A 14,043-nucleotide genomic window follows, 5' to 3' on the forward strand; every position below is an offset into this window, starting at 1 on the left:
CCCCGCGTCGCCCGGCCGTCGGGAACACCAGACGCCGCTTGCGCGTTATGTCACAAGATTCACCCGCACCATGAGGAGCACTCTTGCGACGCATCCCCCGAAAGGTCGAGGTCGAGCACGAGCCGGGGAAGTTCACCCGGTACCTCCGGCACGACAACGGCGAGGGCTTCGTCTCGCCGCACGCGAGCGTCCACCCCGACGCCACCATCAGGCCCGGCGCGTACGTCGAGGCCGGCGCCCGCGTGGGCGCGCACGCCAAGGTCGGCCGGTTCAGCTGGGTCGACGTCGACGCCGTCGTCGGGCGCGGAGCCCGCGTGGACGAGAACGTGCACGTCGGCGTCCGCGGCGTCGTCGGCGACGACGCCCGGGTCGGGTCCGGCTCCCGCCTCGGCACCGACAGCCGTGTGCCGTCCGGCGTCGTCGTGCCGCCCGACGCGATCGTGCCCGACGGCGAGACGGCCCACGGCGAACGCCGCCGGAAGGACTTCGGCACGGCCGCCTGACCCCGCGCACGGCATCTCTCACGACACCCCGACGTCCCGCCGACCGGCCTCGCCCGGCCCCGGCGGGACGTTGCTATGGTGGCCGGTTCATCGACCCACCTGGAGGCGAGTGGAGGTGAACTCCCGTGACCAAGAACTCGAAGAAGCAGCCGGCGCTCACCCTCAAGGAGAAGCGCGCGCAGAAGCGCGAGAGAACTGCCGAGACCACCGTCAAGGCGCGTAAGCGATAGACCGTTCGCGAACGGGCCGGCCGTCCAGGGACGGCCGGCCCGTTCGCGCTCCCGGTGGCGGTACCCGCGCGGGATGATGCTCGGGCTGGGTCAGGGGGTCGTCTGCTTGCGACCGCCCATCCCGGCGACGATCGAGACGCCGATCGCGGCCAGCACGACCTGGAAGATCAGCTCGAGCCAGTCGAACCCGTTCGTGTCGTTGACGTTCAGCAGGTTCGCGATCCAGGTGCCGAGCAGAGCCGCGACGATCCCGACGATGATCGTCACGAGGATCGAGATGTTCTGCTTGCCCCGGACGACCAGGCGCCCGAGGGCCCCGATGATCGCGCCGATGATGATCGCGGTGATGATTCCCGTGGCGGTCACGGTGCTGCTCCCCTCCTCGACGACGGCGCAGGTCGCGCCCGCAACGAACGTACGGCGGACTCCCGCTGCACGCCCCCTGGACGCCGACGGCGCCGACCCGTGTGACCAGGGTCGGCGCCGCCGTGGGCGCCGTCAGGACTGGTGACGCCTCCGGATCCCGATGGCGATCACGCCCGCCGCGATCAGCAGGACGGCGATGCCGACCCAGAGGCCGATGTCCGCGCCGGTGGTCGGGAGCCAGCCGCCCCCGCCGGTATCGGTCCCGTCGCCGCCCGCGGGCGGCGGGGGCGGAGCGAACGTGTTCGTCACCGTGACCGACGCCGGGTCCGCCGCGACGGTGACCGCGCCCGGGTCGCCGTCGCCCACGGTCGAGACCGTGGAGGACGCCGCGCCCCCGTCGTCCGTCTCCGTCACGACGCACTCCGCGCCGATCGGGAGCCCGTCGTACGTGACGGTGTCGTCCGCCGCGATCTCGCGTGCCGCGCCGCCCGGGATCTCGATGTCCTCGCCCTGGAACGTGCAGGCGAGGGTCACCTCGAACGGGCCCACGTCGTAGGAGCTGCCCTCGAAGTCGACCACCTTCTCCACCGCGACCGACCCCACGTCGAACGTGTTGGTCACGGTGACCACCGCGGGGTCGGCGTCCGCGCCCGGCACGACCACCTGGCCCGGGTCGCCGCCCTCGACGGTCGTGGAGACCGTCGACGACGCCGCGCCCGCGGCGTCCGTCTCGGTGACCACGCACTCCGCGCCGACGGGCAGCCCGTCGTAGGTCGCCGGCTCGTCCGGCGTCACCGTGCGGGTCGCCCCGCCGGGCACCTCGATCTCCTGCCCCTGGAACGTGCAGGCCAGGGAGACCTCGAACGGCGCCGTGACGAAGCCCGCGCCGTCGCCGTCCACCACCTTCTCGACCTGGATCGAGCCCACGTCGTAGGTGTTGGTCACGGTGACCGTCTGGACCTCCGTCCCGGCGGCGTCGATGACGACAGGGTCCGGATCGACCGTCACGTTCGTCGCGCCGGCGATGTCCGTCTCCGTGACGGTGCACGTGTCGCCGTCCTGGAGCCCGAAGTAGACCCCCGGGAAGCCCGGGCCGAACCGGCGCTCCGGCCCGCCGAGGATGACGTCCACCGGGGCTCCCTGCGACGTGGTGCACTCCAGCGAGACCTGGTACGGGAACTCGTCGAACGGCACCTGGTCGAGGTACTCCAGCACCTGCTGCAGGAGCGCCAGGAGCTCGTCCGGGTCGGTGGGCAGCGGGTCCGGGATCTCCGGGAACGGCGGCAGGTCCGGCATCGGCGGCGCGAAGGCCGCACCGTCCCCGTCGACCACCTTCTGCACCAGCAGCGGGGCCGTGCGGAACGTGTTCGTCACCGTCACGGTGACGGTCGTGGGGTCGCCGTCGTCCGCCGGAGGCACGACCACGTCGACGCTGTTCCCGTCGACCGGGTCACCGCCGTCCACGCTCACCGTCGTCGACGAGGCGCCGAAGTCGTCCGTCTCGGTCACGGTGCACTGCGCTCCGACGGGCAGACCCTCGTAGATCGCGGGCTCGAGGACCGTGAACTCCCGCACCGCGCCGCCCGGGATGGTCAGCTCCACGTCCTGGTAGAAGCACTGCAGGGTCACCTCGAACGGCCCGGGACCGTAGAGGGCGCCGAGGCCCGCGAGCTCCTTGTCCACCTGGATCGTGCCGACGTCGAACGTGTTGGTGATGACCACCTCGGCGGGCTCGTCGGCGTCCACGGTCACCGTGTCCGGCACGACGACGGCATCGGTCGCGCCGCTGTCGTCGGTCTCCGTGACGGTGCACTCCGCGCCCACCGGCAGGTCGGCGATCTGCGCGTCGAGCGGCCCGGCGCCGCCCAGCACGACCGTGCCGTCGTAGACCGTGGTGGTGCCGCCCGGGCCGTCGCCGTCGGCGTCGTAGGTGCACACCACCTGGATCGTGAACGGGCCGGCGCCGTACGCGGGCCCGCCCTCGCCGTCGACCACCTTCTGCAGGTTGATCGCGCCGACGTCGAACGTGTTCTCCAGCGCGACCTGGGCGCCGGCAGTACCGTCCGCGTCGGGCACGATCGTGACGTCGGCCGACGTGCCGTCGGTCTCGACCGGGTCCTCGCCCGGCGTCGTGACCGTGATGGTGGTGCCCGCCGCGTTCGCGGCGTTGGTCTCGGTGACGGTGCACTCGGAGTTCACGGGCAGGCCGGTCAGGGTGACGGGCGTGCCGTCCTCGGTCAGCTCCACGACCATCGGGGTGTCCGCGTCGTACCCGTCGGCGAAGACCGGCTCGCCGAGGAAGGTGCACTCCACAGTCGCCTCGAACGGGCCGTAGGAGACCGGGTTCCCGTCCTGGTCGACGGCGTCACTCTCCACCGACTTCGACAGGACCAGCCCACCGAGGTCGTACGCGTTCGTGATCGCGATCCGGGAGAGGTCCGGTTCCTCGCCGATCGTCACCGACTCGGGCGTGACCGTGAAGCTCGTCTGCCCGTTCACCGACGCGTCCTCGGTGAGCGTGCACTCCGCGCCGTACGGCAGGTTCGGCACGGTCACGGGTTCGCCCGGACTGACGGTGACCGTGACCGGGTCGAGCTCCTTCTCGACCCACGTCCCCACCGCGGACGTGCACTGCACCTGCACCTCGAACGAGTCCGGCGCGTACTGCTGCCCGTCGCCCGTGACGAACTTGTCCACCTCGAGGGGCCCGGACGCCGTCGCGACGCCGACCTTCTGGCCCTCGGTGGGCAGGAGGCTGTGCATCGTCCCGTCCGACCGCTCGTACGCCGCCGACACCGCGGCCGAGTTCCACGCGATCGAGCGGTCGCCGGCCGCGGGGACCTCCGGCGGGGTGGTCGACGTGGCCTCGATGGCCACGAACTCGCCGGGCTCGAAGGGCTGGTCCTCCGGGAAGGTGAGGACGAACTTGATCGCGGTGATGTCCTCGAAGACCGATTCGGGCAGCCCAGGCACGAACGGCTCCCACCCCGTCTCCGGGTCCGCCGGGCAGATCGGCTCGTTGAGCGGGTCCTCGATGTCGTCGCGGCACAGGTCGTCCGCCGTCGTGTAGGAGAACGCGACCTGCGTGCCGGGCGGGGCGTTCACGAGCTGCGGCGGCGGGTCGGCCGTGAGGATCGGCGCCCACGCCGACCCGCGCTCCGACGTGTCGTACGAGCCCGTGTCCCCGGGCGTGGGGAACCGGTCGTACCCGACCACCTTGGTGAACGGGTTGTTCCCGACGTTGTCGATGCGGACGCGCCAGGTCTGGTCGTGCCCCGGCGCGATGACCGGCACGCACGGATAGGCGTAGAAGCCGGCGGCGTTCGGCGTGCACTCGACGTCCGGCCCCGTGTAGTCCGGGTCGATCATGACGTCGAGCTCGTCGTCGTCCGTCGCCTTGACGAACTTCGACTGGCTCAGCACCGCGGTCTCCGTCGGGCGCACGTCCGAGTCCGCCTCGCAGGCCCCCGTCTCCTCGTTCAGCCGGGTCTCGCACTCGTCCCACGGCCGGTCGCCGGCGACGCCGGCCGTGTTGGCGACCAGCGTGTCCGGCGCGATGCCGACCCGGAACCGCACCATCACCGTGATCGTGTACGTCTGGTCCGGCTCGAGCACCGACCCGTCCGGGAACGAGAACCCGAGGCTCGCGATGTCGCCCGTCTGGTCCACCGTCACCTGGGCGGCGTCCGTGGGCAGGTCCGGCGTGCTCGGGTCGGTGTCCTCACCGGTCAGCGCGTACGAGAACGGTTCGGCCACGTCGGCCAGCCGCAGCTGCGGGCCCAGGGCGTCGGTCGGCATCGGGTCGTCCACGATCGTCGGGTCGACGATCGGGCGGTCCCCCGTGTTGGTGATCGTGATGTTCATCGGGAACACCGCGTTCGGCGGCTTGACGCTGCCGGACACCACGCCGTCGAAGTCCTTGACGATCTGCACGCCGTTCGTCGCGTGCTCGTACAGGATCGACGCGTCGTCGGAGTCCTCGGCAGTCACCGGACCGAGCTCGCCGGTGTCGGGGTCGACGACCTGGTCGGCGCCGGTCGTGGTGCCCTGCACCGTGTTGCTCGCCACGCCCGGGTCGGTCTCGCCGGGCCCGGGCGGGTTGGCCGCCAGGTCCGGCAGCACCGGGCCGCCCGACCGCATCTCCTCGCGGCGCTCCACCGAGATCGGGACGCTCTGCACCGGCGTCGCCGGGTTCTCCCAGACGGAGCCGTCCGTGCGGCTGAACGTGAACCGCAGGCCCTGCACGTCCTCGGGGGCCACGCCGTCGGGCAGGGTGAAGGTCGACAACGTGTCGCCCAGAACCCAGTCGCCGCCCGTGACGGTCACCGGGTCGGGCGAGCCGGGGTCGCCGGAGAACGTGCCGCCCACGTACGCGTCCACGCGCACCTGCTGGATCGGCGCCGTCAGCGCCGCGCCGTCGAACCCGACGAAGTCGTACTGGTTCCAGAACTGCGGGTCGTCGTCGGTGAGCACCATCTCGACGCTGCGCGAGGGCCCGAGCGGCTGGCCCGTGAGCGTCATCGTCACCGGGCCGGTGCCCGGCTCGACGATCGTGTCGGGGCTGAACTCCTTGCCCACCGCGATGTCGATCGCGGCGTCCTGCAGCACCATCGACGCCGGGTCGTCGGCCTCGCGGACGTCCTGGTCGGTGACGCCGCCGGGGTCGTCGATCGTCGCCGCGGCACGGTTGGGCACCTCGCTGTAGGCGACCGTCACGGGGTCGCCCGTGTAGCGGTCGGTCGCGCGCAGCTGGAGCGTGAGGTTCATCGTGCCGCTCGCGCCGGGCTCCACCAGCCCGTCGTACGCGACCTCCACGCCCACCACGTCCACGAGGTCGGCCGGGGTGAGCGCCTCGGCCCCCGCCTCGTCGAACGTCGCGGTGGTGTCGTCGTCGTAGTGCAGCGTCACCGTGGTGCTCGTCGCGCCCTCCGGCGGCGTGAGGGCGATGGCGGTCAGGGTGAACGCGTCGAACGGCTGGGTGCCGTCGGCCGTGACCACGTCGCCCGAGCCCTGGACCACCGGGTCGGCCAGCCGCAGCTCCTCGACCTTCGCCGCCGAGGCGTTCGTCCCGGTGATCGTCACGGTCGTGCTCGGGTAGAACTGGGGCGGGGTGCCCGTCGGGGGCACGGAGATCGGGCCGCCCGACCAGGTCTTGTCGACCGTGACGTTCAGCGGTTCGTCCAGGATCGTCACGATGTCGTCGTCGGTGTCCGTGTAGTCCTGGCCGTCGAAGGTGCCCGTCGCACGTGCGGTGTCGTCGACGACCCCCGGGTCCCCGTCCACGTTGTACTCGATGTCGTGAGCGGTGCCCAGCACGGGGACGTCGCCGTCGCTGCGCTTGTAGTCGCGCACCTGGAACGTGAGGTCCAGGTGACGGTCGTCCGCCAGGGTCGAGCGAGCAACGCCGTCGCCCGGCTGCGGAGCGAGCGGGTCGTCCGTGCTGCGGTTCGGGTTCTCCGTGTACACGATCCGCACCGAGATCGTGGACTCCTGCTCCTCGGGCGTGAGCGTCACCTCGGGCATGCCGCCGGCGCACGGTGACGCCGCGGTGCACGTCGAGTTGGTCGCCTGGACCCAGCTCGTGCCGTCGTAGAGCTCCACCCCGGCGATCGCGTCGTACTCGATCAGCGGGTCGAGATCGCCGTCGATCGCGGGGATGCTCACCAGGTTGAACGCGTCGTAGAACGAGTCGGCGACCGCAGTGGTCTCCGGGTCCTGGATGTCCGAGATCACCATCGGGTCGACGCCCGAGAAGCCGTTCGTCGACCACGTGATGCGCGCCGTCGCCTCGTCGTCGGTCCGCGCTCGGACCGTCGCAGGGGCGTCGAGGAACTCCTTGGTGATGAAGTCGAGGTCACCCGTACCGTCCACCGGGAACGGGTCGACGGGGGCGCACCCCTCGGAAGGCTCGGTCGGGGACACCGAGCCGGAGGACGCGCTCGAGGCGCCGCAGTTGTCGACCGGGTCGTCCCAGCCCTCCGGCCCGGTGAACTCGGCGACGAAGTTCGGCTGGAACTCCGCCCCGGGCGGGAACCCGTTGCCGGTCGAGTCGTAGACGAACTGCACGCCCTGCGCGCCCGGCGGCAGGTCACAGCTCACGGTCGCCACCCCGGCGATCGGGCTGCCGCAGTCGGGGGCCTCGACCCACTCGTCGCCGTCCCAGTAGTTGATCGTCAGCGTCGAGTTCGCGGGCACGCTGGTCGAGCGCACCGACGTCGCCGCGAAGTGATCCCAGAACGCGTCCGGGTTCTCCGGGTCCGTCGGGTCCTGGATCACCACCTGGTCCGCATTGGTGGTCGAGCCGTCCGGCCCGAACGGCAGCAGCTGCGTCGGGAGCTGCACGATGACGCTCTGGCCGGGGATCGCCGGGATCTCCGACGGCGAGATGAGCTTGTTCGTGTTCGTCGCCAGCCGGTCCACCAGGGTGACGAGGTCGGCGGAGGCCTCGCCCTCCGCGTTCGGCACGGTCGCCGTGATCTCGTTGGGATGGGTGACGTCGTCGATCTCCTGGTCGGGATCCGTGTCCGCCGTGAACGGGATCGACGCCTCGGCGCCCGTGGGCAGGTCTCCGGTGAAGGTCACGGTGAAGCCCACGACCACGCAGCCGGTGGGCGGGTTCGGCAGGGTGTCCGGGGCCGTCGCGTCCAGCGTCGGCGTCGTCCCGTCGGCGCAGGTGAAGGTCACGCTCGCCGCGTCGGCGCCGTTGGGCCACTGCACCCCCGTGCCGTCGCCGTCGGGGCCGAAGCCGGTGAACGTCAGCGGGTTGTCGCCGGTGAACGGGTTCGGGCCCCCCTCGGTCGGCTCGGTGATGGACATCGTGTCCACGGCGGTGCCCGTATTGGTGGCGCCGATCGTGACGGTGGTGGGGTCGCCCGCGCTCACCGTGGCCGGGTCGAACGACTTCGAGGCCTCGACGCTGTTGTTCGGCGGCGTGATGACGTACGTGTCGTCGGCCGTCGTCGGGTCGGACTCGTCGTCCCCGTGCGTCACGTACGACGACGTGTCGTTGGTGACCGTCGTGGCCGAGGTGAGCTCGGTGACGGCCTCGCTCTGCTGCACCTCCACGGGGATGCTCGCCGTCGCGCCCGGCTGGATGTCGCCGCTGAACGTGTACCGCACGCCCTGCACCGTCGCCGGGTCGACGGAGTCGTCGAGCGGCAGCCACTGCGTGCCGTCCCAGTACTCCTCCTCCACCGTGTCGGCGTTCGGCGGCAGCGTGATGTCACCCGTCCCCGTGTACTCGAGGTACGTGAACGGGTTCGGGTCGGCCGTCGGGTCCACCGGGTCCTGGATCACCAGCGTGTCGACCGGGTCGTTCGACGTGTTCGTGGCGCCGATCGTCATCGTCGCCGCAGTGCCCGGGGCTGCGAGGGCACCCTCCGGGTCGATCGTCTTGGTGGTCTCGGAGTCGAGCACCAGCTCGACCTCCGGCGTGATCGACTCGTCGGCCGTGTTCTCGGGGGCGTTGTCGGCGACGATGCTCGCCGTGTTGACGATCGGAACGCCGTTCTCGCTGTACGGCAGGTCGGGGTCGATCCGCACCGTGATGTCGATCGTGGCCTGCTCGCCGTTGGTGAAGCTCGGCCAGACCGCCGTCACGACGTTGCCGTCGGGGTCGACCGTGAGCTCTCCGGCCGTCCCGGCGGGCTGGCTGATGATCTCCGCGGTGACGAGCTCGAGCCCGTCGGGCAGCGCGTCGGTGAACACCGTGTTCTGGCAGGGCGTGCTCGCGTCGGAGCAGGAGATCTGGACCTCGTAGGTGACCAGCTGGCCGGGCGAGTACGGCCCGGGCGTGGTGGCCTCCTTGCTGATGCTCCACGTCGCGGCCGACGCCGTCGTCGCCGGGATCACCGCGCCCGCGAGCGCGAGCACGACGGCGCCGAGCACCGAGGCGGCACGACGCACGCGCCGTCGCGCGCGCAAGCGCGCGCTGCGGCGCTGTCGTTCCCCCGCTGACCTACGACCATCCACCATCAGTGCCCCTCCACACATCGGTGCAAACCGCCCGCACGCGACGCTGTGCGCGGACACCACTCCGAAGGTGTCAGATATCGGTGGACTAGGCCTGCTGAACGGCGGTACATCCGAATGATCGGGAACGCCCGGAAACCTCCACGATCGCGCCGTGCGCTCGCGAGCGCGGCCGAGGACGACGAAGGTCGAGGTGAGGGCGTCGGAGCGCGACGAGGGAGTCGACCATGAGCCGGACGAAGGCACGACACGGTCACGCGGTGCTGGGTACGACGGCGCTGGGCGCGACGGCGCTGCTGCTCGCGGGGTGCGGCGAGTCCAGCACCGACGCCATGGGCGACGACACGACGCAGACGTGCGAGGACCTCTCCGCCTACACGGACGCGCTGCGGAACCTCGCGGGCACGCTGGGCCCGGACTCCTCCGTCGAGGACGTGCAGGCCGCGCGCGACCAGGCCGCGGAGGCGCAGCGCACGCTGCACGAGAGCCTCGCCGAGGTGTCGGACGACCGCACGGACGACGTCGAGCAGGCCTGGGACGCCCTCGTGACCGCGTTCGGCCAGGTCGACGACGACGCCACCCTCGCGGAGGCCGCCGACTCGCTCAGGGACGAGGCCCAGGGCGTCGTCGACGCGACGGCGTCGGTGCGGGAGGACCTGGACTGCGGCTGAGCAGCCGCGCGGCCGGGTCGCGGTGCCCCGGGCCGTGGGGCACTGTGCTGGGGTGCGAGTGTCGAGGCCCACCCCGCGTGACGTCGTCTCCGGCTTCGTGACCGGCCTGTTCTCCATCCCGGAGGGCATGGCGTACGCGACCGTGGGAGGGTTCTCCGCGCCGATGGGCCTCTGGTCGGGCGCCGTGCCGACGATCGTCGGCTCGTTCTTCTCCCGCACGGTGCTCATGGTCACGACGCTCACCAGCGCCATCGCCCTGTCGGCGAAGAGCGTGCTCACGGACGCCGGGCTGGACCCGTCGGACCTGGGCTCGGTCGCCGCGCTCACGCTGGTGGTCGGCCTGTGGATGGCGCTGCTGGGCGTGCTGAAGCTCGGCTCGGTGATGTCGTTCGTCTCGACGGCGGTCATGACGGGCTTCACCGCCGGCATCGCGGTGCAGATCGTGGCCGGCGTGGTGAAGGACGCGACCGGGTACGAGCCGCAGTCGCACAACACGGTGGGCAAGCTCGTCGAGGCCGTCGCGCACGTCGGCGACTGGGACGGCCCGACGGTCGCCGTGGCCGTCGCGACCGTCGCCGCATGGGCGGCGCTGAGCCTGGTGCCGCGGTTGCGCAAGACGGCGACCCTGCTGGCGCTCGTCGTCGTCACCGTCGTCGTCGCGCTGCTGGGCACCGACGTCGAGCTGGTCTCCGACATCGCCGCCATCCCCCGGTCCCTGCCGCCGCTCACGCTGCCCGACGTCGGCGCGCTGCCGGACCTCGTGTCCGGCGGCCTCGCCATCGCGCTCGTCGCACTCGCGCAGGCGGCGGGCATCGGCGCGGCCGTGCCGAACCCGGACGGGTCACGTACCGACGTCTCGAAGGACTTCACGGCACAGGGCCTCGCGAACGTGGCGGGCGGCTTCTTCGGCGCGCTGCCGACCGGCGGGTCGCTGTCCCGCACGGGCGTCGCGACCAGCGGCGGCGGGCAGACCCGCTGGGCGGGCATCTTCTCCGGCGTCTGGCTGATCGTCATCGTGCTGGCCGTGGGGCCGCTGGCCGGGACGATCCCGATGGCCGTCATCGGCGGCCTGCTGCTCGTCATCGGCGGCGAGCTGGTCGTGGGCCGGTGGGCCGACATCGTGCTGGTCTTCCGCACGTCGTGGCTGTCCGCCGCGGCGCTGGTCGTGACGTTCGCGGCCACCACGCAGCTGCCGCTGCAGCAGGCCATCTTCCTCGGCGCCGGCCTGTCGATCGTGCTGTTCGCGGTGCAGGCGGCCAAGCGCGGGCGCCTGGTGCGCCTCGTGCCGACCGACGACGGCGACTTCCGCGTCGAGGACGCCCCCGCCGTCCTGCCCAGCGGCCGCACCACCGTGCTGCACTACGTGGGCACCGGGTTCTTCGCCGAGGTGAACCGGCTCGAGGAGGAGTGGCCGCACACCGCCGGCACGCACGACGCCGCCCTGGTGATCTCGCTGCGCGGGTCGGCGGGCATCCCGTCCACCACGTTCCTCAAGTCCCTCGACCGGCTGCTGGACCGCTGGCACGAGCACGGCGTCGAGGTGGTCGTCTGCGGCGTGCCCGAGGACCTGCGGCGGCGTTTCGAGACGGGCGGCGTGAGCGAGCGCCTGCGCGACTCCGTCGTCCCCAGCAGCGACACGCTGCTCGGCTCCGTGCGCGAGGCGTACGACCTGGCGGAGCGCCGACGCACCCGCCGGGCGGCGTCCGCCGGCGGCTGATCCCTCGCCGCGCGCCGCCGCGGGTGCGGTGCCATCGTGGCGCCATGCCTACCGCACCGAAGCCGGCCACGCCCACGATCGCCGCACAGCAGCGTGCCCTGCTGGACAGTCTTCCGTTCTCCGACCGGCAGGACTTCGAGGACGCGACGCGCGGCCTGGTCGCCCGGCGGACGCCCAACGCGATCACCGCCGCGGACGGTCGCGTGGTGTGGGACAACGACACCTACTCCTTCCTCACCGGCGACGCGCCGGACACCGTGAACCCGAGCCTGTGGCGGCAGTCGCAGCTCGTGGCGGAGCAGGGGCTCTTCGAGGTGGCCGAGGGCATCTACCAGGTGCGCGGCTTCGACCTCTCCAACGTCACGTTCATCGAGGGCGAGACGGGCGTCATCGTGCTCGACCCGCTCATCGCCACCGAGACCGCCGCCGCCGCGCTCGCCCTGTACCGCGAGCACCGGGGCGACCGCCCCGTCACCGGCGTCATCTACACGCACTGCCACGTGGACCACTTCGGCGGCGTCAAGGGCGTCACCACGCAGGAGGACGTCGACGCGGGGCGCGTGCCCGTCATCGCGCCCGCGGAGTTCACGGAGCACGCGGTGGCCGAGAACGTCTACGCCGGCACGGCGATGGCCAGGCGTGCCGGCTACATGTACGGGGCGGCGCTCGCCCGCGGGCCGCAGGGTCAGGTGGGGGCAGGGCTCGGGCAGACGACGTCGACCGGCTCGGTCTCGCTCATCACCCCGACCCTCGACATCACGCACACCGGTCAGGAGGAGACGGTCGACGGCGTGCGCATGGTGTTCCAGATGGCACCCGGCACCGAGGCACCGGCCGAGTTCCTCGTGTACTTCCCGGACCACCGCGCCCTGTGCGCGGCCGAGGACGCCACCCACACGCTGCACAACCTGCTGACCCTGCGGGGAGCCGTCGTCCGCGACCCGCACGCCTGGGCCAACTACCTCACCGAGACGATCGACCTGTTCGGTGCGGACCTCGACGTCGTGTTCGCCTCGCACCACTGGCCCACCTGGGGGCGGGACCGCGCCGTCGAGTACCTGGCGCTCCAGCGCGACCTGTACGCCTACCTGCACGACCAGACGCTGCGCCTGCTCAACCAGGGGTTCACGGGCGCGGAGATCGCGGAGCAGCTGGAGCTGCCGCCGGTGCTGGAGAACGCCTGGCACGCCCGGGGGTACTACGGGTCCGTGAGCCACAACGTCAAGGCGATCTACCAGCGCTACATGGGCTGGTACGACGGCAACCCCGCCCACCTGTGGCAGCACCCGCCGGTGGAGCAGGGCAAGCGGTACGTGGAGTTCATGGGCGGCGCGGACGCCGTCGTGGAGAAGGCTCGCCCGTCGTTCGACGCCGGGGACTTCCGCTGGGTCGCCGAGGTGCTGACCCACGTCGTGTTCGCCCAGCCCGACCACGCCGGGGCGAAGGAGCTCCTCGCCGACGCGTTCGAGCAGCTCGGCTACGGCGCCGAGAACGGGACCTGGCGCTCGGTCTACCTGTCGGGCGCGACCGAGCTGCGCGACGGCAGCTTCGGTACCCCGACGCAGACCGCGGCGAACGACATCATCGCCGCGCTGACGCCCGCCATGCTGTTCGACGCCATCGCCATCCAGGTGGACGGGCCGCGCGCCTGGGACGAGCGGCTCACCATCGACGTCGTGCTCACCGACTCCGGCGAGCGCTACCGGCTGTGGCTCCGCAACGGCGTGCTCACGTACAGCGCCGCGACGCAGGCCGGTGACGCCGACCTGACGCTCACCACGACGACGCGCGCGCTGCCCGCGCTCGCCCTCGGCGGCGTGACGCCCGACGGGCTCGCGGACGCCGGCATCCAGGTCGACGGCGACGCGGCCGTCCTGGGCCGGCTCACCGCCGTCCTCGACCCCGGCGACCCGGACTTCGCCATCGTCACGCCCTGACGCCGCCGAGGAGGGGGCGGGCCGGGAGCACCCGGTCGACGGCGACGATGAGCAGCCCCAGCAGGTAGAACGCGCCGCCGTAGAGCACCAGGTTGAGCCCCAGCCCGCCCCACCCGAGGGCGTCCAGGTCGATGAACCCGTACGGATACTCGCTGCCCGGGCTGAGCTGTCCCCGCAGCAGGATCGCGCCGAAGTAGAGCACCGGGAAGAGCATCCACAGGCCCGCGTCGCGCAGGCGGGCGCGGCGGTGCGGGTCGAGCAGCAGGAAGTCGAGCACGACGGCGAGCGGCAGCGCCCGGTGCTCGACCTGCCCGTCCGTGAGCCCCAGGAACACGGCGGGGGCGTCCGGGGCCTCCGGCTCGAGGACCAGCCACGCGACCAGCCCGGTGATGGCGGCGGCGAGGGTCACCAGCCCCTTCGCCCAGACGGGCGGCGGCTCCCGGCGCCGCAGCGTCGTGACCGCCGCCCAGCCGAACACCGCCACCGTCAGGAAGCTGGTGAGGTTGGTGAAGTAGACGAAGCCCTCGACGTCGCCGTCGCGCCAGATGGCGCGCGTGCCGACGAGACCGAGCGCGACGACGAGGAGCCGGAACAGGCCCACGAGCACGAACATGGGCACAGTGAACCGCATCCGTCGGCATGCGGCCG

7 protein-coding genes are annotated in these 14,043 nt (G+C 72.0%); 4 read left to right on the plus strand and 3 right to left on the minus strand.

Annotated features, from left to right (window positions below):
* Positions 1–83 precede the first annotated feature (83 nt).
* A complete protein-coding gene (locus ACFQ8Y_RS01360) occupies positions 84–503 on the plus strand; it encodes a transferase (protein ID WP_430564660.1) in 420 nt (139 codons plus the stop codon).
* A 320-nt stretch (positions 504–823) separates the two neighbouring features.
* Here ACFQ8Y_RS01360 and ACFQ8Y_RS01365 read toward each other — a convergent pair whose 3' ends face one another.
* Together ACFQ8Y_RS01365 and ACFQ8Y_RS01370 are read right to left on the minus strand one after the other, a co-directional pair.
* Positions 824–1,099, minus strand: coding sequence for a GlsB/YeaQ/YmgE family stress response membrane protein (locus tag ACFQ8Y_RS01365; protein ID WP_430584355.1), 276 nt, complete (start codon positions 1,097–1,099; stop codon positions 824–826).
* Positions 1,100–1,231: 132 nt separating this feature from the next.
* Positions 1,232–9,004: a DUF5979 domain-containing protein gene (locus ACFQ8Y_RS01370; protein WP_430584356.1), complete on the minus strand. Its 7,773-nt coding sequence runs from the start codon at positions 9,002–9,004 to the stop codon at positions 1,232–1,234.
* Between the two features lie 293 nt (positions 9,005–9,297).
* Here ACFQ8Y_RS01370 and ACFQ8Y_RS01375 point away from each other — a divergent pair, with 293 nt between their 5' ends.
* The 3 genes from ACFQ8Y_RS01375 to ACFQ8Y_RS01385 are packed head-to-tail and all read left to right on the plus strand — an operon-like array spanning position 9,298 to position 13,395.
* On the plus strand, positions 9,298–9,741 hold the full coding sequence (locus tag ACFQ8Y_RS01375) for a hypothetical protein (RefSeq protein WP_430584357.1): 444 nt from the start codon (positions 9,298–9,300) through the stop codon (positions 9,739–9,741).
* 52 nt (positions 9,742–9,793) lie between these two features.
* Positions 9,794–11,458, plus strand: a complete 1,665-nt coding sequence (locus tag ACFQ8Y_RS01380; RefSeq protein ID WP_430584358.1) for a SulP family inorganic anion transporter — start codon at positions 9,794–9,796, stop codon at positions 11,456–11,458.
* 44 nt (positions 11,459–11,502) lie between these two features.
* The gene (locus ACFQ8Y_RS01385; RefSeq protein WP_430584359.1) at positions 11,503–13,395 is read left to right on the plus strand and encodes an alkyl/aryl-sulfatase; all 1,893 of its coding nucleotides are present in this window, start codon (positions 11,503–11,505) and stop codon (positions 13,393–13,395) included.
* Here the strand turns inward: ACFQ8Y_RS01385 and ACFQ8Y_RS01390 are convergent.
* Complete coding sequence (locus ACFQ8Y_RS01390) at positions 13,385–14,008, minus strand: Pr6Pr family membrane protein (RefSeq protein ID WP_430584360.1); 624 nt, start codon at positions 14,006–14,008, stop codon at positions 13,385–13,387. The genes ACFQ8Y_RS01385 and ACFQ8Y_RS01390 overlap by 11 nt on opposite strands.
* Between the last annotated feature and the right edge of the window lie 35 nt (positions 14,009–14,043).

The organism is Isoptericola sp. NPDC056605 (assembly GCF_042792795.1).
Lineage (GTDB): Bacteria > Actinomycetota > Actinomycetes > Actinomycetales > Cellulomonadaceae > Isoptericola.